This window comes from Desulfurellaceae bacterium (assembly GCA_021296095.1).
Taxonomy (GTDB): Bacteria; Desulfobacterota; Binatia; order Bin18; family Bin18; genus JAAXHF01.
Map to the genome: position 1 here is coordinate 1 of JAGWBB010000026.1, position 17617 is coordinate 17617.

A 17617-nucleotide genomic window follows, 5' to 3' on the forward strand; every position below is an offset into this window, starting at 1 on the left:
GGTCCCGTTTGGATATCCCCACCGCCGCGATGACAAGCGATCCCGAGCGTGGTGTATTCCCAATCCTCAGGGAGAGGGTCAAACAGTTGCTCCCCCGTCCCACCCTGCTCTTCCTTCTCCACTAGCACCACATGCTCCGCTTCAATCTGTTTGTGGAACGACTCGGGGACGGCGTCCCACACGAAGAGATCCACCCGAAACGGCAGGGCGCTTTCCTCAAAAGCATCCCGGAGAGCGGAAACTCCACGCTCCTGCGCCGGTGTTGTGAAGACCACCATGTCCAGATCGGACTGTGGGCGCGCGTTCCATGTGGCGCGGGAGCCGTACACCCAGGCGGTGGTATTCGGCAGATGCTTTCTGAGCAAGGCCAAAATGATCTTGCGCTGAGCGGCAGTAATGTCGATGGCGTTGTTCATTCCCATGTCTCTTGGGTCATGGTTTGATATAGGCCAATGGCATCGTCAATAAAATCACTCATCAGCTCGCGCGCAAAATCCGCCTTCCTGCCGCTGTAGTCATGTGTCGTTCCGATCCGGGCATCCATGTATTTCAGCCATTGCTCAATCGGTGATGAAAATAATTCATTTTCAGACGCCAGTTGGAAAATCCGCTTCGGGCTGTTGGGAACATCAGGAATGCCCAATTCCTCCTGTAGATAGCGTTTGAGAACTTTCCACAGACTGTCATAACAGGTTTCAAAACGCTGGATGACAGACTCAGCGACGGCTTCCTTGTTAAGCTCGGAGAGAGTAGCGTCGAGGTTTTGGTAGTTTGCGTGCTGCACCTCAAGGCGCTTGAGGGACAGCTGAAACTTGTCGTAAGCGATCACAGGACCACCTCAGATTCCTCGCCAATCAGGCCATCGCAGCTGCTCGCGTATACTGGCTCTTATCAATGTATTCGGCCTCTGTTTCTGAATCTCAGTGACCAGTGTCTCAGTTGGACTTCTTTAACTCTCCACCGCCGCCAAAACCAAGATGCCTCAGATTCTCTGCGATGGCCGCATCCAGCTTTGCACCTTCGGCTTGCTGTTCCCTCAGTTGCGCCACCAATCGTTGCATCTTGTGCTCGAACGGCTCGTCGTCGGCCTCTTGCGCCTCCGCGCCAACGTAGCGACCGGGGGTCAGCACATAGCCGTGCTTGCGTACCTCTGCCAGGGAGGCGCTCTTGCAGAAGCCGGGGGTGTCGGCGTAGGCGTTGACACCCTCACCCCGGCCCTCTCCCTTCAAGGGAGAGGGAGTAGGAGGAGACTCTACCTGCGAGGGAGAAGAGGGGAAGTTGCGCCAGGCGTGGTAGGTGTCGGCGATGCGGGCGATGTCGGCGTCGGTCAGTTCACGGTGGGTGCGGTCCACCATGCGGCCAAGCTTGCGGGCGTCGATGAACAGGATTTCGCCGTGCCGGCCGCTGGACTGTCTGTTTTTGCGGTTGCGGGCCAGAAACCACAGGCAGGCCGGAATCTGGGTTGAATAGAAGAGCTGGCCGGGGAGCGCCACCATGAAGTCCACCAGCCCGGCTTCGATCAGGCTTTTTCTGATGTGCCCCTCGCCCGACTGGTTGGACGACATGGAACCGTTGGCCAGCACGAAGCCGGCCGTACCGGCCGGTGCCAGGTGGTGGACGATATGCTGCACCCAGGCGAAGTTGGCGTTGCCCTTGGGCGGGGCGCCGTACTGCCAGCGCTTATCTTCGGTCAGCCGTTCGCCACCCCAGTCGGAGATGTTGAAGGGCGGGTTGGCCAGGATGAAGTCGGCCTTGAGGTCGGGGGTCGGGGTGACGGTCGGTGTGGAAGGTGTCGCCGTGGGCGATCTGGCCCTCGATGCCGCGAATGGCGAGGTTCATCTTTGCCAGCCGCCACGTCGTGTAGTTCGACTCCTGGCCATAAATTGAGATGTCGGCCTTGATGCCCTGCGGTGCGCCGCCACCATTGCCGTTGCCAGATTGATGGGCGCGGATGAACTCGACCGACTGCACGAACATGCCGGAGGAGCCGCAACACGGGTCATACACCCGGCCTTGATAGGGCTCCAGCAGCTCGACCAGCAGCTTGACCACGCAGCGCGGGGTGTAGAACTCGCCGCCCTTCTTGCCTTCGGCGCTGGCGAACTGCGACAGAAAGTATTCGTACACGCGGCCCAGCACGTCCTTGGAGCGGGCCGCGGCGTCGCCGACCTGGATATTGCTGATGAGGTCGATGAGTTGGCCGAGCCGCTGCTTGTCGAGCGCCGGGCGGGCGTAGTCCTTGGGCAATACGTCTTTGAGCGCCGGGTTGTCGCGCTCAATGCCGGTCATGGCGCTGTCAACAAGCTGGCCGACTGTGGCCTGCCGGGCCTGGGCCTTGAGATGCCCCCAGCGTGCTTCGGGCGGCACCCAGAAAATGTTCTCGGCGCGGTACTCGTCCGGGTCTTCGGGGTCGGCGCCCTGGTCCTGCTCGCCTTCGAGACGGGCGTGCATCTCCTCGAAGGCGTCGGAGATGTATTTCAGAAAGATGAGACCGAGGACGACGTGCTTGTACTCGGCGGCGTCCATGCTGCCGCGTAGGGCGTCGGCCATGCTCCAGAGTTCGACTTCATAGCCGGTCGTCGCATCATGGGCGGTGGCCTGCGAGTGATCGTCTCGTGTCTTCTGTCCCCGTGCCACATCCTTTCCTTCCGCTTGAATAGAGGCCGGTCTAAGGCTCCTGTTGATAGGCCAGCTCGCCCGCCTCAATCCGCAGCCCGAGCCGGTTGTGCCGGGTCGGCAGCGGACAGGTGGTGAAGGGATTGTAGGCGCACGGCGGGTTGTAGGCGGTGTTGAAATCCAGGACCAGCCGGCCGTCGCGCGGCAGCGGGGCGTGCAGAAAGCGGGCCGCCCCGTAGGTCTCTGTGCCGCTCGTTGCGTCCCGAAACACAAAGAACAACTCGTTCGGTCCCCCGACGACGGGCTCCAGGCGCACGGTCTGCCCGCGCAGTGCAAAGACGACCTGGCCCGGACTCTGGAAACGCTCGAGATCGCCCAGGATGTTGAGCATGGTGACTGACTTGGGGCGCTCGTAGGGCTCAAAGCGTGCCTCGACCCGGTAGGCCGCATCAACGGGAAACCAGCGCAGACCGGTGAAGGTCTTGCGCAGCGGGTGGTCGGGGTCTCTGAGCCGAAGGGCAAAGCGCTGCCCGCTGGTGTGCACCCACAGGCTCAGCCGGCCTATGCTGAGCGCGTCCGAGACGGCGCCCACCCCCAGGCTGGCGGTCTGGACTTTTTCCCCGTGCTGAAAAACCTCAACCCCCGGCGCGGCCTGAAACGTCGTCGTACCGTGCTCAAGCCGGAAGACGCCGACATGGGCGGGCGCCGCGTCAGCCGGCAGGACAATGTCGTTGTCCGCAGCGCTGCCGACCCGGTTGTCGCCGGCTTGAAGCCAGTGCAGGCCGGCTATGGTAAGCCAGCCGGTCTCCGACCTGAGACCCGCCTCGCGCTCCTGACGCCAGGTCTCGATGCGTTGCGTGTACGTCTGCTGCTGACCGATCGCCGGTGCGGGCAGCAGCAGGCCGGCCAGGCAAACCGCAAGCAGCAGGACGCGCATGGCCTAGTCCTGAGACGGGTACAGCGGCGTGCCACGCAGGGCGGGCGGGTAGTTGAGGGCGGCCGCACGTTGATAGGCGGGCCGCGCCGTCTGGCGGGCCGTATAGTCCAGCAAGACTTGGTCCAGGGGCTGCTTGTAGGCATCCGCCCAGGTCAGACAGCTGGTCAGAATGATGTCGGCACAGGTAAAGGTGTCGCCTAACAGATAGGGTCCGCCGGTCTGGAGGGCCTGGCTAATAACGGCGACCTGCCGGGCAAAGCCCTCTTGTGCAGCGGTGATGGCGTTGGGGGCTTCTCCGTACAGCGAGGCCAGATCACGGTGGCGGCGTATCACATACAGGGTGTGAGCGTCCAGCTCGGTCATCATGAAAAAACACCACTGATCGTACACCGCCCGCTGGCGCGAGTGGGGCGGAGGCACCAGGTCGGTCTCCCGGCCATAGGTGTCGGCCAGATAGGTGACAATGGCCGCACTCTCGGCCAGGACAAGATCGCGGTCGCCCAGGACCGGAATTTTTCCGCGCGGGTTCAAGGCCAGGTACTCCGGGGTCTGGGTCTCTCCGGTTCGGGAGCCGATCAGACGCCGCTCATAGTCGGTGATGCCGAGTTCGTACAAAACCCAGTGGACCCGCATTGTGCGGGTCGTACCTCCGCCCCAGACGGTCAGGTGCTGATATTCGCCGGCCATCGCTTGTCTCCAATCTGTGGGCAGTATAGGAGAGAGGGACGCAGAATCAAGGAGGGCGCATGGCGGAGGAAAAGCTTGCGTATCGCTGGTGGGTGTTGGCCGCCAGCGTTCTGGTGTTCACTTTTACCTTTGGCATGGGCTGGACCTACATCGTCATGGTTGTTCCCCAGGTTCGAGCCGACCTTGGCCTGAGCCTGGCAGACTGGGGCTCGCTGTGGTCGGCGATCGCGTTCGGCACGACGCTGGCGGCCATTGTGGGCGGGGTCCTGGGCGACCGCTTCGGCATTCGGCGCATCGTCGGCCTGGGAGTCGTACTGATGGGAACCGCCCTGGTCTTGCGCGCCACGGCGTCCGGTTTCCTGTCCATGTACGCCTGGATGTTTCTGTTCGGGATTGCCCTGGCCCTGACCTTCCCCAACGTCCCCAAGGCCCTGGGCATGTGGTTCCCGCCCCAGGAGTTCGGCTTGGCCAACGGGGTGTCCCAGGCCGGCTACGGGATGGGCGGGGCTCTGGCCACCGTCCTGACGCCGCTGGTGCTGGGCCTGCTTGGCGGCTGGCGCCCCCTGACCCATGTGCTGGGCTTTACGTCTATTGCGCTGGGCGTGCTGTGGCTGCTGACGGTCAAAGACCGCGCGCCGGCCACGCCCCCAGCCGACGCCTCACACACGACCGACGCCGGAGAATCCAGCCTGGGTGCTGTGGCGGCAATCCGCCAGGTCTTGCGGGTCCGGGACGTGTGGATTCTGGCCGGCTGTTACATGCTGTTTCTGGGCGGCTATATTGGCATCATCGGCTATGTGCCGACCTATTTTGTTGAGGAGCAGGGCATGACCCAGATAGAGGCGGGTTTTGTGGTGTCGCTGCTGCTGTGGGCCTTTGTGGTCGGGAGTCTCATCCTGCCCACTGTGTCCGACCGGATTGGGCTCAGAAAACCCCTGTATATCCCGGGCATGCTGATCTCCGGGGCGTGCATGATTCTGGCCGCCTATGCCACCGGCTACTCCCTGTGGGTTGTCGCCATTGTGTGGGGTCTGCTGGGCGGGGTGGGCCCGATTGCCTTTGTCGTGCCGCTGGAAATGAAGGGGGTGGGTCCGATCCTGGCTGGCTCGGCGGTCGGCATCGCGCTGACCGCTGGTTATCTGGGCGGCATGCTGTCGCCGATCGTCGGCATGAGCCTGGTCGAACTCAACCCGCTGGCCGGCTTTCTGTTCTGGGGCGGCTGCTATGCGCTGGCCGGCCTGCTGTTCATCGCGCTGAAAGAAACCGGGCCACGGGCGGGCTAAGAAAGCAAGGAAAGCCCGATGAAGCACTACAGGATATTTGAGCATCCGGCCGGCAACATTGAGGCGGTGAAGCTGGGCTGGTCATGGCCGGCCTTCTTCTTTCCTGTGATATGGGCACTGTTTAAGAAAATGTGGTGGTTGGGCGGTTGCGTTTTCGCTTTCTCCTTCCTCGCATTCTTGCTCCCTGATGAGGCGCTCTATGAATCAGCGATACTTGACGTCATTGCCGTCATAGAAATCGTTCTGCGCTTTATCTTTGGCGTAAACGGCAACCGCTGGCGTGAAAACAATCTGCAATCGCGCGGGTATGATTACAAAGAGACCCGGACCGCAGAAAACCCAGAGGGAGCGACGGCTCTCTACTTGAAGCAGAAATCAAACGCCCCTGTTCAGCCCGGCGTGGGACGGCTGTAGGAGAGACAAGCCTGACGAAGCCCGGGAAGCCGGACTGTCACCTGCCCCGCCATTGCGGCTTGCGTTTCTCGGCAAAGGCGCGCGGCCCCTCCTGGGCATCCTCGCTCCGATACACCGCATCGAACAGATGCCGGGCAGCCTCAAGCCCGGCCTGCCGACCCATATCCGTCGTCATATACACCATCTCCTTGGCCGCAGCGACGGTCAGCGGGGCATTCTCGGCAATCGTTTCGGCCAGCGCCAGGGCACGCGGCATGACCTGCTCGGCCGGCACGACATGGTTCACAAAACCGATCTCATACGCCCGCTGGGCGCTGATCGGCTCGCCGGTCAGCAGGATTTCGAGCAAGATCTTCTGGGGGATCATATGCATCAGCGGTACCGCCCACGGCATCCCCCGACCGACCTTGGCCTCGGTAATCGCAAACCGGGCGGTCTCAGCCGCCACAACCAGGTCGCACATCTGCACCAAGGCCCAGCCGCCGGCATACGCCACCCCGTTGACCGCAGCAATCACCGGCTTGCTGAGCTGCGTGTTGACGTTCAGGGTTGGCAGGAAATTACGCGGCAGGCGGCCAAGCTTCTTGAGCGCCATCTCCTTGAGGTCGGCCCCGGCACAAAAGGCCTTCTCACCCGCGCCGGTCAGAATGGCGACGCGGGCGTCGGCATCGTTCTCAAAGCGTTGCCAGGCGGCCGCCAGCCCCTCCCGCACTCCGCTATTGATGGCGTTGCGCGCCGCCGGCCGGTTGATCGTCACCACGGCGACCTGTCCACGGTTTTCATACACAATCTCGTCTGACATCGGTGTCTTTCCTTAAAAAATATCGTCCGCCCCTGTTCAGCCCGGCGCGGGACGGCTATAGGAGAGACAAGCCTAGCACACAAGGAGGAAACCCTCATGGCCGACGAACCCGGAATTTTTGAGATCATGTACTCCACCCGCGCCATGCGCCGGCTCAAACCCGACCCGATCCCGGAAGACACCCTGAAAAAAATCATTGACGCCGGTATTCGGTGCGCCAGCGGCGGCAATATGCAGGATTGGGCCTTCATCATCGTCCAGGACACGGAGCGCAAGCGCTTCATTCGGGATTACTACTGGAATACCTGGCAGCAGATGCGGGGCGGCGGCACGCTCAACTACGACGATATGCCGGCCCCCCAGCAGCGCATGCTGAACGCCGCCTCTCACCTGGCCGCCCACATGGACGAGGCGCCGGCCCTGCTGCTGGCGTGTACCCGTGACCACTATCCGCCCATCGCCTCAATGGGCAATGAGCGGGCCAGTCGGGTGGTGATTTACGGCTCCATCTTTCCCGCCGTCCAGAATATCCTGCTGGCCTGTCGCGCTCTGGGTGTGGGGGCAACGCTGACGACCATCCACTGCTTCTTTGAGGATCAACTCAAGGAGAAGCTGCATATTCCGAACGATATGGAAGTGGCGGCGTTGATCCCGATGGGCTATCCCCAGGGGAAGTTCGGGCCGGTCACCCGCAAGCCGGTCGAAGAAGTCATCCACTGGGACGAGTGGGGCAATACCAGAGCCTGACCGGTCAGGGCGACAGCAGGCCGACCCGCCAGCCCCGACCGGTACGGACGAAGGCTTCCCGGTGGTGGAGTCGATTGTCACGGTGGGTCCAGAACTCCAGGCTGTCGGGGATAAGCCGGAAGCCCGTCCAGCTGGATGGGCGGGGGACCGCGCTGGCCCGGTACTGGCGGGCCAGCTGGCGGCGACGTTGTACCAGGAGATTACGGTCGGCCAGCTTTGTGCTCTGGCGTGAGGCCGAGGCCGAGAGTTGGCTGGCGCGGGGTCGGGTCTGCCAGTAGGCATCGGCCATGTCCGCCTCGACCTGCTCAACCCGGCCCTCAAGCCGCACCTGCCTGCCCAGGCTGGTCCAATAAAACGTGGCCGCAGCATGGGGCGTGGCTCGCAGCTCGCGGCCTTTGCGGCTACGGCCGTCGGTAAAAAACACAAAGCCGTTCTCGTCAAAGTGTTTGAGTAAGACGAAGCGGACCGAGGGCAGGCCCGTCTCCCCCACCGTTGCCAGCGCCATGGCTTCGGGCTGGGGCACTCCTCTGCGCTGGGCCGTGGCAAACCAGTGCCGGAAGCGACGGATCGGATCGTGGGTCATGCCTCCCTTCATACCCGCCGGCTCAAAATGTTGTCAAATACGGCGCCGCGTCGGCTTTGTTGACACGCCCATGCGTTTCACCGGATAATCCGCTGAACGCTGCGCACACAGGGCGACCACCGGGGGCGTCCCACGTGGAGAGCTGGGAGTGAACGCATGGCTGAGACCCGCGAGCAGACCCGACATGTCGTCCGTGATGTGTACGACTTTATCGGTGAACACCTGTACCTGAACCGTCCCGACCTGGACCTCGGCGGAGAAAAACTGAACTCGACCCTGCTGTTCAGTCTGCTGACCGCGCTGCTGGGTGGCAAAGCCCTCATCATCGGTGAGCCGGGTCTGGGCAAGACCACCTCGGCCGAATACATCGCCTCGCTGTTGTACCGCATCCCACTCGGCGTCATCTGGGGCAGCCAGGTCGCCGGCCACCCCGAACAGACCGAAGAGAAAATCATCGGTCGGCCCAATCTGGGCAAGCTCAACCAGGGCGAAGAGCATGTGGTGTGGAGCAATTTCGCCCAGTTGCCGGTCAAGATCATTGACGAGATCAACCGCCTGCCCGAGACCAAACAGAGCCTGATTCTCGACGGTGTTGACCGCGGCAACTGGGAGTACCTGAACCAGTTCCTGCTCCACGACGAGTACTGCCTGTTTGCCACCGCCAACTACCAGGACCCCGGCACCCATCCCCTGATCCCGCCCCTGCTCGACCGCTTTGACGTGATGATCGAGTCCAAACATCCGGGCGCCAACCTGGCCTTTTTCATCGGCCAACAGGAGAACAAAGAAGACCTGCTGCGCAATCCCGCGCAGGAGCAGGACTTTTACGCCGTGCTGGGCGACGACCAGGTGTCGGCCGGCCAGGACGCCCGGCTGGAAGACGCCTGTCAGCGTTTTGCCGAGTGGTTGTCCGACCGCCACGGTCTGACCACCTTCGGCAAGGCCGAGCGCCAGGCGGTACGGGAAGACATTGCCGGCATCGGCTTCAGCCAGGACGCCAGCGCCTTTGCCCGGACGGCCCTGGCCGAGTTTTCGTTCTGCTGTTTATACGGCCAAAAACGCTCGAACGAAGAGTGTCCCGAGGGCTGCCACTACACCGGCTATCTGTGCTACCAGGTCCAGAACTGCGCCTCAAACCGGCTGCCGATTTCCCTGCGCCGCTACGCCCAGGCGCTGGTCTGGTTTCTGGGCGCCGAGCAGGTCGAGGCCGAACACGTGCGCTGGGTGCTGCCCTTTATTCTCGCCCACCGCACCCAGTGGCGAGACGCCTATGTCGCCGCCCGGGAGCGCGAGTCCCGCCGCGACCCCCTGCCGCTGCATCTGGCCAAACAGGCCACGGCCGAGAGCTGGCGGCGCTTTGCCGAGCAGCGCGAAGACATCATGGGCGCGCTGGCGGTCGCAGCCCGCATTCTGGCCGGCGAGGACGTGCAGCCGAGCCAGGGCGACCATCCGATCTTTGCCGAGATTCAGCGCGACCTGGGAATCGAGACGGCATGGTAAACCCGTTTGCCGAGTTCCAGACCTATCGGCCGTGCCAGCGCAGCCTGCCGCTCGACCGCATCATCGCCGTCCGGGACGCGATTCTGGAACAGCTGGTGGGCAGCTATACGGCCTATATCGACCAGACCGAGCTGGACTGGGAGCAGCTGCCCGACCCCCGGCCGGTTGAACGCGCCTATCAGAGCGCGCTGCGTCACGTGGCCGGCTTGACGTACAACCACGACGACATCGAGGACTTCTGTTTCAGCCTGGAACAGCTCCACACACCGGCGGCCGCCCACAATCTGCCGGACGACTCACCCAGTCTGTGGGGCCTGTCCGGCCTGTACCTGTCGGCCCTGTGCAACCAGACCGCCAGCCGCCAGGTCCAGCTGCGCCTGCAGTGGATGCCGGCCCGGGTGCATCTGCTGGGCTATCAACTCCCCGCCGGCAAGCGTCTGGACATCGAGGGTCTGTGTGGCGACTTCCTGGGCATGGCGCTGGCCGGCGGAGAAATCAGCTTGCAGGGCAGCGCCTTTCATGGCGTCGGGTTTGCGTTGCAGCGGGGCAAGATAGTGATCTCCGATAACGCCGGCGAAGATGTCGGCCAGGACATGATCGGCGGAGAGATCCACGTCCTTGGCGGCCGGATTCGGGGCGTCGGTCGGGTGCGGGGCGGCAGCGTTTATCTGGGCCAGCGGCGGATCGCTCTGGCCGAGTCGAGCGAGCAAAAAGAGAGCGGTGCTGACCAATCCCCGGGCAAGAAGACAGCACCGCTCTCTTTCAAGGAGCGGGCGGACGCATGAACCTCCAGGCGGTACTGGCCGAGGTCTGGCCCCGAGCCCGGCGCAAACATTTTTTTCCCGAGCTGCCCCAGCCCCAGATGACCGACGGACTCAGCCAGGAGGCGGTGGATATCCGCCAGCGGCAGATTATTCTCAACCCCAGCTTTTGCCAGCAGCTGGCCGAGCATCTGCCTATCGCCGAGGTGATCGAAGCCCTGCTCGACCACGGCATTGCCCACTACACCCGCTGCCCGTGGGACTTTGCCACCCAGCTGCGCCTGTACGCGGCCGCCAAAAGCGAACTCGGTCGGCGCGATTACGCCCAGCGGGCGACCGATATTTTCATCGACGTGGTGACCAACACCCACTGTGTGAAAGACTTTGAGACCGCCCTGCCCCAGGTGTATCGCCACCTCCAACACCTCAGCGGCCGGCCGCTCGACCGGCTGATGACCGCCCTCTATAGTCTGATCTGGGGCATGGATCTGGAGGCCAGCGGCCCTGAGCCGCTGCTGCGCCGCCTGGCCCGGATTCCGTATCTGGACCGCCGCCGCTGGGAAGAGAGCATGCGGCGGTTTTGCCGGCTGATTCATCCGGTTCTCGACCAGGAACTCCAGCACTCCGAGATTCTGCCCACCGCCCTGCTCGGTCGCCACGGCCTGTCGCAGCACTCCCACAACGAGGTCGAACGCGGCCTGCGGGCGTTTGCCCTGCACGTCGATAACCCGCGCGAATTCCGTACCACGATTGCCGATTTCGACGAAGAGCTGGTCGCCCAGGGGCATGCCGAAGAGCAGGAGGGCATGGGCCGGGGGCGTGGCGAACAGATTGACACCGGCCTGCTGTACTACATGAAGCTGACCGAGCAGTACCAGCTGCCGGTGTCCGAGGCGCCGCTGCACAAGAGCAGTTCCTCAGACCCGTATATGCATACCCCGTGGGAGCTGGGCAAGCCGATTCAGGACCTGGACGTGTGGACCAGCTTTGGCAAGATCTTCCCCGGTCTGTCTCAGGCCTGGTTGTACCAGAACGGTCTGATCTACGGCCGACGGGAGGGCGTGCCGGACTGCATCATCATTCTGGACTCCTCGGGCAGCATGGCCAACCCGCGCTATCTGTTGAGTCACGCGATTCTGGGCGCGGGCTGCGCGGCCGACGCCTACCTGCGCGCCGGCGCCCAGGTGGCGGTCTACAACTTCAGCGACGTGCCGGCCGGCGACAAACTGTTGCTCGACTTCAGTAACGAGCGCAGACAGGTCTATCAGGCTCTGTGCCGCTATTTTGGTGGGGGCACGGTCTTTTCGTTTGAAGAACTCGACGAGTTGCTGCGGCTGGTTGAACACGACATGCCGGACATCTTTTTTATTACCGACATGCAGATTCCCAATCTGCAAAGCTTGATCGACTATCTGTCGGAACTGACCGGCCGGATCACCGTCGTGCATATCGGCGACACCGACTCGGCCGCCATCTTCAAGAAAGAAACCGCCCGCTGGAAAAACGCCCAGGTGTTTTCCGTCCAGCGCCGGGAAGACATCCCGCATATTGTCCTGGGTCAGGTCAAAACCTATCTGGGCTACAGCCAGGCCAATCAGTAGCGGTCCCGGCCCAGGGACAGGAAGGATTCGCGGGCGATCGAGATTGAGGCCGAGGGAAAGAGCCCGAGCAGGACCGTGCCGGCGGCAGCAATGATGATCGCCGCGCTCAGGGCCGGCCGGAGGGCGGCAATCTCGAACGCGGCGTCGCCCTCTTCCATATACATGGTGACGATCACCCGGATGTAGTAGTAGGCCGAGACCGCGCTGTTCAGCACACCGATGACCGCCAGACCAATATAGCCGGCCTCGACCGCCGCGCTGAAGACATAAAATTTGCCGGTAAAGCCGACCAGCGGCGGGACGCCGGTCAGCGACAGCATGAAAATCGCCATGGCCATGCCCAGGGATAATCGCGCAGCTCTTCATTGGGTTGGTCCTGACGATTGAGGCTCAGCACCACCCCGAAGGCGCCCAGGTTCATGAAGCCGTAGGCGACCAGATAATACATCATGGCCGCGCCGCCCAGCTCTTTGCCGGCCACCATGGCGACCAGCACATAGCCGGCGTGGGCCACGCTCGAATAGGCCAGCATGCGCTTGATGTTGGTCTGGACCAGGGCCGTCAGGTTGCCGACCGTCATCGTCAGCACGGCAATCACCCACACCACGCCCTGCCACTCGGCATGGACCGCCGCCAGCGCGTACAAAAAGACCCGGGCAAAGGCGGCAAAGGCCGCAGCTTTCACCCCCACCGCCATGAAGGCGGTGATCGTGGTTGGCGAGCCCTCATACACGTCCGGCGTCCAGACGTGGAAGGGCGCGGCGGCAACCTTGAAGCCAAAGCCGACCAGCAACAGCCCCATGCCGACCAGCAACAGGGTCGAGGACCCCTGGGCCGCCACCTGCTCGGCAATCACGGCCAGCTGCAAGCTGCCCGTAACCCCATAAATCAGGGCCATGCCGTACAGCAGAAAACCGCTGGCAAACGCACCGAGCAGAAAGTATTTCAGCGCAGCCTCATTTGAAGCCAGACGCTGATGCCAGATCCCGGCCAGCACATAGACCGCAATCGACATGGTCTCCAGACCCAGAAAAATCGTAATCAGGTCGGTTGCCGCTGCCATCAGCACCATACCGACCGCAGCAAACAGCAGCAGGGCGTAATACTCCCCCTGGCGGATCTTGGTCAGGTCCAGATAGCTGCCCGACATCAGCACGGTCAGCACCCCGGCCAGACAGAAGATGCCGTTAAAAAACAGGGCGTAGGAGTCGAGAGCCAGGGGACCCGACGCATCGGCCTGGCCCCACAGCCCAAACGACACCACACCGGTGACCACAAAGCCGCTGATGGTCAGCCATACCAGGTGGGGACGGTCTTCCTCCTGAATCCACAGATCCCAGAACAGGACCAGAATCGCGGTCAGGACCAGCAGCCCGGACGGCACAACGGACAGCCAGTTGATGTCCGGCGGGGGAATCGGCGTCATGGCAGGGGCACCCCCTGCGGCTGTTCTTTGACAGCCAGATGTTGAACAGACAGGCGTTGAACAGACAGCGCCGAGGATCGCTCCTCGTGCAGGGCAGCAGTCACATGTTCCATGCGGGCCAGGGTCGCCTCAACCGACTTTTCCATGCGGCTCAGGAACGGCCGGGGGTACAGGCCCATGAACAGCATCAGGGCCAGTAGCGGGGCAAAGATCAGCACATGTCTGCGGTCGAGGTCTTTCAGGTCGCTGTTGGCCGCATTCGTGACCGGCCCGAACATGACCCGTTGAAACATCCACAGCATGTACACCGCGCCCAGCACGATGCCGGACACGGCAATCGTGCCGAACAGCGGGCTGGCCTTGAACACCCCGAGCAGAATCAGAAACTCGCCCACAAAGCCGTTGAGACCGGGCAGACCGATCGAGGACAGCATCACAAACAGAAAGACCGAGGCGTAGATCGGCACCTGCTTCCACAGCCCGCCATACTCGCTGATCAGCCGCGTGTGGCGCTGTTCGTAGACCACGCCGACCAGCAGAAACAGGGCGCCGGTGGACAGGCCGTGGCCCAGCATCTGGTAGATGGCGCCCTCGGTAGCCTGGACGTTAAAGGCAAACAGGCCCAGGACGACAAAGCCCAGGTGACTGACCGAGGAGTAGGCGACCAGCTTCTTCAGATCCGGCTGGACCATGGCCACCAGCGCGCCGTAGATAATGCCGATCACGGCCAAGGCCATGATCAGCGGGGCCGCCTCTATGGCCGCAGCGGGAAACAGCGGCAGGGCAAAACGCACAAACCCGTAGGTACCCATCTTCAGCAGCACCCCGGCCAGGATGACCGAACCACCGGTCGGTGCCTCAACGTGGGCGTCGGGCAGCCAGGTATGAAACGGAAACAGCGGCACCTTGATTGCAAACGACAGGGCAAAGGCGGCGAACAACCAGCGCTGGGCGTCAAGCGGAATGACCAGCTGGTACAACTGCAACAGATCGAAGGTTACCATCCCCTGCTGGCTGTGGTGCAGATAGGCCACATACAGGATCGCCACCAGCATCAGCAGGCTGCCGACCATGGTGTACAGCAGAAATTTGAGGGCCGCATAAATGCGGCGTGGCCCACCCCAGATGCCGATCAGGAAATACATCGGGATCAGCATGACCTCCCAGAACACGTAGAACAGGAACAGGTCAACGGCCACAAAAGTGCCCAGCATGCCGGTCTCCAGGAGCAGGAAAAAGAACTGATACTCCTTGACCCGGTGCCGCACATCGCCCCAGCTGGCCAGCAGCACCAGCGGGGTCAGCAAGCTGGTCAGCAGCACCAGAAACAGACTGATGCCGTCCACCCCGACGTAGTACTGGATGCCGAAATCCTCAATCCAGGTGTAGCGCTCGACAAACTGGAAGTCGGCCGTCTGGCTGTCGAAACCGGCCAATACGCCCAGCGACACGACAAAGGTCAGCAACGCCGTGGCCAGCCCTGCATAGCGAATCCTGGTCTCCTGCTCCTTGGGCACAAAGAGCACATACAGGGCGCCCAGCACGGGCAGAAAGACGAGCAGGCTTACCATAGGTAATACCCCAGAATGAGCATGGCTCCGGCCAGAAACGATAAGGCGTAGGTCTGGACATTGCCGGTCTGCCACAGGCGCAGGGCCGAGCCGCTGGCGTCGGCCGTCTGGGCCGTGCCGTTCACCAGCCGATCAATCACCTGGGTGTCCCACACCTGCCACAGCCACTGCGAGGCGCTCAGAACCGGCCGCACGAAAACGGCCTGATAGATTTCGTCGATATAGTACTTGTTCAGCAGCAGCCCGTGCAGACCGGCCAGCTGCTGGCTCAGCCGGGCGGCCCGGCTCGGCTCGCGTACATACAAGACATACGCCAGCCAGATGCCGGCCAGGCCGACCAGCGTCGGCAGATACCTGATGACAAACGACACATGCGCGGGCTGGTGCGCAAACACCGCCTCCAGGAAATGGGGCACCGAGAAGTAGCCGCCAATGATTGACAGCCCGGCCAGCACAATCAGCGGGCCGGTCATGACCGACGGCGACTCGTGGATATGGTGGGCCACCTCGGGCTCGGCCCGGGTCTCACCCCAGAAGGTCACGAACAGCAGCCGGAACATGTAAAACGCGGTCAGACCGGCCCCCAGGGTACCCAGCAGCCACAGCCCGAGCGAGCCGTGGGGGGCGGCGTAGGCTTCTTCCAGGATCAGGTCTTTGCTGAAAAACCCGGACAGCAGGGGCACCCCGGCAATGGCCAGACAGCCGACCGCAAAGGTCCAGTAGGTGGTCGGCATGGTGTGGCGCAGCCCGCCCATCTTGTTGATATCCTGCTCGTCGCTCATGCCGTGGATGACGCTGCCGGCGCCCAGGAACAGCAGGGCCTTGAAAAAGGCGTGGGTCATCAGGTGAAACACCGCCGCGCCGTAGGCGCCAACCCCCAGGCCCAGGAACATATAGCCCAGCTGGCTGACGGTCGAATAGGCCAGGACTTTCTTGATATCGGTCTGGACCAGGGCAATCGTGGCCGCAAACAGGGCTGTCCCGGCCCCGATATAGGCGACCAGGGCCAGCGCAACGGGCGACAGCGCGTACAGGAAGTGCAGGCGGGCGATCAGGTAAATGCCGGCCGTGACCATGGTCGCGGCGTGGATCAGGGCGCTGACCGGGGTCGGCCCGGCCATGGCGTCGGGCAGCCACACATAGAGCGGAATCTGGGCCGACTTTCCGGTCGCGCCAATAAACAACAGCACGCACACCGCCGTCACCGTGCCGACCGACAGCAGCGAGGCGTTGGCCTGAATATCGGTGAACGACAGGCTCCACACCCCGTGCGCCCCCAGACCCCAGAACAGCACAAACAGCCCCAGCAGAAAGCCGGCATCCCCGATCCGGTTGACAATAAACGCCTTCTTGCCGGCGCTGGCCTTCTCATCGTCGGTGTACCAGAAGCCGATCAGCAGGTAGGAACACAGCCCCACCCCTTCCCAGCCGACAAACAGCAGCAGCAGGTTCTCGGCCATGACCAGCACCAGCATGGCGGCCGTAAATAGGTTGAGATAGGCAAAATAGCGCGCCACGTCCGCGTCCTCGGCCATGTAGCCGACCGAGTAGACGTGGATCAAAAAGCCGACCCCGGTGATGACCAGGATCATGACCGCCGACAACGCATCGACCCGCAGGGCAAAGTCGACGTGCAGCTCTCCAGCCGTAATCCACGGAAACATCCGGTCAACCAGCGCCCCGCCGTCGGGCAGCTGAAAAAAGGCTGACACGGCCAGCAGAAACGCGGCCAGGACCACACCCGGGCCAATAGCGTTGACCGCCCCGCGGCCCGCCCGGGCACCGTAAAACACGTGGAACACCACCCCCAGCAGGGGCAGCAGGATGATAAACCGCAGGTACGGAAGCGGAACGCTCAGCGCCTCGTGCATAGCCTCACCACCGGAGCAGGGTCAGTTCATCCGCATTGACCGTCTCTTTGCCGCGGAACACGAGCAGCACAATCGCCAGCCCGACCGCCGCCTCGGCCGCCGCCACGGCCATGACGAAAAAGACGCTCAGCTGGCCGTCCATGGAACCCAGCTGGCGGGCAAAGGCGACAAAGGACAGGTTGACCGCGTTGAGCATGAGTTCGATCGACATGAAGATGATGATCGCGTTGCGGCGCACCAGGACACCCATCACACCAATGGTGAACAGGATGGCGCTGAGGATGAGGTGATAACTGAGGGGAACCATGGGTTTCGCTTTCAGCCTCAGGTCTGGCGCTGGGCCAGGACCACCGCGCCGACCACGGCCACCAGGAGCAACACCGAGGTCACTTCAAACGGAATTAGGAAATCGGTGAACAGCCGCTCGCTCAGCCCGACCACCGTACCGAATCCTTCCGGCAGTTCGGCCGTTTCCTGGGTCGGCGCCCGGCCGAGCAGCACCACCAGCTCGACGATCAGGACCGCCCCGCCGCCCAGGGCGACTCGACTCAGCCCCCGGCCCAGGCTGGGCTGGGGGTCGGTCTGGAGGTTGAGCAGCATAATCACAAACAGAAACAAGACCATCACCGCCCCGGCATACACAATGATCTGCAGCACGGCCACCATATGGGCCTCCAGAAACAGATAGTAGACCGCCAGCAGAAACAGGGTCAGGACCAGAAACAGGGCGCTGTAGACCGGGTTGGGGTGCAACACCACCAGGCCGGCGACAAGGACCAGCGGAACGGCCAGGGCAAAAAACGTGATCGGGTCCATAC

The 17617-nt window shown here is 62.8% G+C and carries 20 protein-coding genes; 6 read left to right on the forward strand and 14 right to left on the reverse strand.

Going from position 1 to position 17617, the window contains the following annotated elements; genetic code table 11:
- The 6 genes from J4F42_08130 to J4F42_08155 form a co-directional block, all read right to left on the reverse strand.
- Positions 1–416 (reverse strand): nucleotidyltransferase domain-containing protein (locus tag J4F42_08130; GenBank protein ID MCE2485465.1); only part of this gene is annotated, 416 nt, incomplete at its 3' end.
- Complete coding sequence (locus J4F42_08135; GenBank protein MCE2485466.1) at positions 413–829, reverse strand: nucleotidyltransferase substrate binding protein; 417 nt, start codon at positions 827–829, stop codon at positions 413–415. The genes J4F42_08130 and J4F42_08135, both read right to left, overlap by 4 nt.
- Positions 830–935: 106 nt before the next feature.
- The gene (locus J4F42_08140; protein ID MCE2485467.1) at positions 936–1742 is read right to left on the reverse strand and encodes an N-6 DNA methylase; all 807 of its coding nucleotides are present in this window, start codon (positions 1740–1742) and stop codon (positions 936–938) included.
- The gene (locus tag J4F42_08145; GenBank protein MCE2485468.1) at positions 1681–2637 is read right to left on the reverse strand and encodes an SAM-dependent DNA methyltransferase; all 957 of its coding nucleotides are present in this window, start codon (positions 2635–2637) and stop codon (positions 1681–1683) included. Before J4F42_08145 ends, J4F42_08140 begins: the two co-directional genes overlap by 62 nt.
- 31 nt (positions 2638–2668) lie before the next feature.
- Complete coding sequence (locus J4F42_08150) at positions 2669–3553, reverse strand: DUF1684 domain-containing protein (protein MCE2485469.1); 885 nt, start codon at positions 3551–3553, stop codon at positions 2669–2671.
- 3 nt (positions 3554–3556) lie between these two features.
- The gene (locus tag J4F42_08155) at positions 3557–4240 is read right to left on the reverse strand and encodes a glutathione S-transferase family protein (GenBank protein ID MCE2485470.1); all 684 of its coding nucleotides are present in this window, start codon (positions 4238–4240) and stop codon (positions 3557–3559) included.
- A gap of 59 nt (positions 4241–4299) precedes the next feature.
- Here J4F42_08155 and J4F42_08160 point away from each other — a divergent pair, with 59 nt between their 5' ends.
- Both J4F42_08160 and J4F42_08165 read left to right on the forward strand, forming a co-directional pair.
- Complete coding sequence (locus J4F42_08160) at positions 4300–5523, forward strand: MFS transporter (protein ID MCE2485471.1); 1224 nt, start codon at positions 4300–4302, stop codon at positions 5521–5523.
- An 18-nt stretch (positions 5524–5541) separates the two neighbouring features.
- A complete protein-coding gene (locus J4F42_08165; protein MCE2485472.1) occupies positions 5542–5937 on the forward strand; it encodes a DUF2628 domain-containing protein in 396 nt (131 codons plus the stop codon).
- Between the two features lie 37 nt (positions 5938–5974).
- On the opposite strand, the gene J4F42_08170 is transcribed toward J4F42_08165, so the two are convergent.
- Positions 5975–6739 carry an enoyl-CoA hydratase/isomerase family protein gene (locus J4F42_08170; GenBank protein MCE2485473.1) on the reverse strand — a complete coding sequence of 255 codons (765 nt, stop codon included), beginning with the start codon at positions 6737–6739 and terminating at the stop codon, positions 5975–5977.
- A 96-nt stretch (positions 6740–6835) separates the two neighbouring features.
- Between J4F42_08170 and J4F42_08175 the strand changes: the two genes are divergently transcribed.
- Positions 6836–7486 carry a nitroreductase family protein gene (locus J4F42_08175; protein ID MCE2485474.1) on the forward strand — a complete coding sequence of 217 codons (651 nt, stop codon included), beginning with the start codon at positions 6836–6838 and terminating at the stop codon, positions 7484–7486.
- A gap of 4 nt (positions 7487–7490) precedes the next feature.
- Here the strand turns inward: J4F42_08175 and pdxH are convergent, their stop codons facing one another.
- Positions 7491–8069 (reverse strand): pyridoxamine 5'-phosphate oxidase, encoded by a 579-nt coding sequence (gene pdxH / locus J4F42_08180; protein ID MCE2485475.1) that lies wholly within the window; start codon positions 8067–8069, stop codon positions 7491–7493.
- 156 nt (positions 8070–8225) lie between these two features.
- On the opposite strand from pdxH, the gene J4F42_08185 reads away from it, so the two are divergent.
- The 3 genes from J4F42_08185 to J4F42_08195 are packed head-to-tail and all read left to right on the forward strand — an operon-like array spanning position 8226 to position 11931.
- On the forward strand, positions 8226–9569 hold the full coding sequence (locus J4F42_08185; protein MCE2485476.1) for an AAA family ATPase: 1344 nt from the start codon (positions 8226–8228) through the stop codon (positions 9567–9569).
- A complete protein-coding gene (locus tag J4F42_08190) occupies positions 9563–10354 on the forward strand; it encodes a hypothetical protein (protein ID MCE2485477.1) in 792 nt (263 codons plus the stop codon). Before J4F42_08185 ends, J4F42_08190 begins: the two co-directional genes overlap by 7 nt.
- Positions 10351–11931, forward strand: a complete 1581-nt coding sequence (locus tag J4F42_08195) for a VWA domain-containing protein (protein ID MCE2485478.1) — start codon at positions 10351–10353, stop codon at positions 11929–11931. The genes J4F42_08190 and J4F42_08195 overlap by 4 nt, the downstream gene beginning before the upstream one ends.
- On the opposite strand, the gene J4F42_08200 is transcribed toward J4F42_08195, so the two are convergent.
- The 6 genes from J4F42_08200 to J4F42_08225 are packed head-to-tail and all read right to left on the reverse strand — an operon-like array spanning position 11925 to position 17615.
- Positions 11925–12263: a hypothetical protein gene (locus tag J4F42_08200; GenBank protein ID MCE2485479.1), complete on the reverse strand. Its 339-nt coding sequence runs from the start codon at positions 12261–12263 to the stop codon at positions 11925–11927. The genes J4F42_08195 and J4F42_08200 overlap by 7 nt on opposite strands.
- Positions 12239–13357, reverse strand: a complete 1119-nt coding sequence (locus tag J4F42_08205) for an NADH-quinone oxidoreductase subunit N (GenBank protein ID MCE2485480.1) — start codon at positions 13355–13357, stop codon at positions 12239–12241. Before J4F42_08205 ends, J4F42_08200 begins: the two co-directional genes overlap by 25 nt.
- Entirely contained in the window at positions 13354–14928 is a 1575-nt protein-coding gene (locus tag J4F42_08210) for an NADH-quinone oxidoreductase subunit M (protein MCE2485481.1), read from the reverse strand. Before J4F42_08210 ends, J4F42_08205 begins: the two co-directional genes overlap by 4 nt.
- A complete protein-coding gene (nuoL, locus tag J4F42_08215; protein ID MCE2485482.1) occupies positions 14922–16799 on the reverse strand; it encodes an NADH-quinone oxidoreductase subunit L in 1878 nt (625 codons plus the stop codon). Before nuoL ends, J4F42_08210 begins: the two co-directional genes overlap by 7 nt.
- Positions 16800–16803: 4 nt before the next feature.
- A complete protein-coding gene (gene nuoK / locus J4F42_08220; protein ID MCE2485483.1) occupies positions 16804–17106 on the reverse strand; it encodes an NADH-quinone oxidoreductase subunit NuoK in 303 nt (100 codons plus the stop codon).
- A gap of 17 nt (positions 17107–17123) precedes the next feature.
- On the reverse strand, positions 17124–17615 hold the full coding sequence (locus tag J4F42_08225) for an NADH-quinone oxidoreductase subunit J (protein MCE2485484.1): 492 nt from the start codon (positions 17613–17615) through the stop codon (positions 17124–17126).
- Positions 17616–17617: the final 2 nt, after the last annotated feature.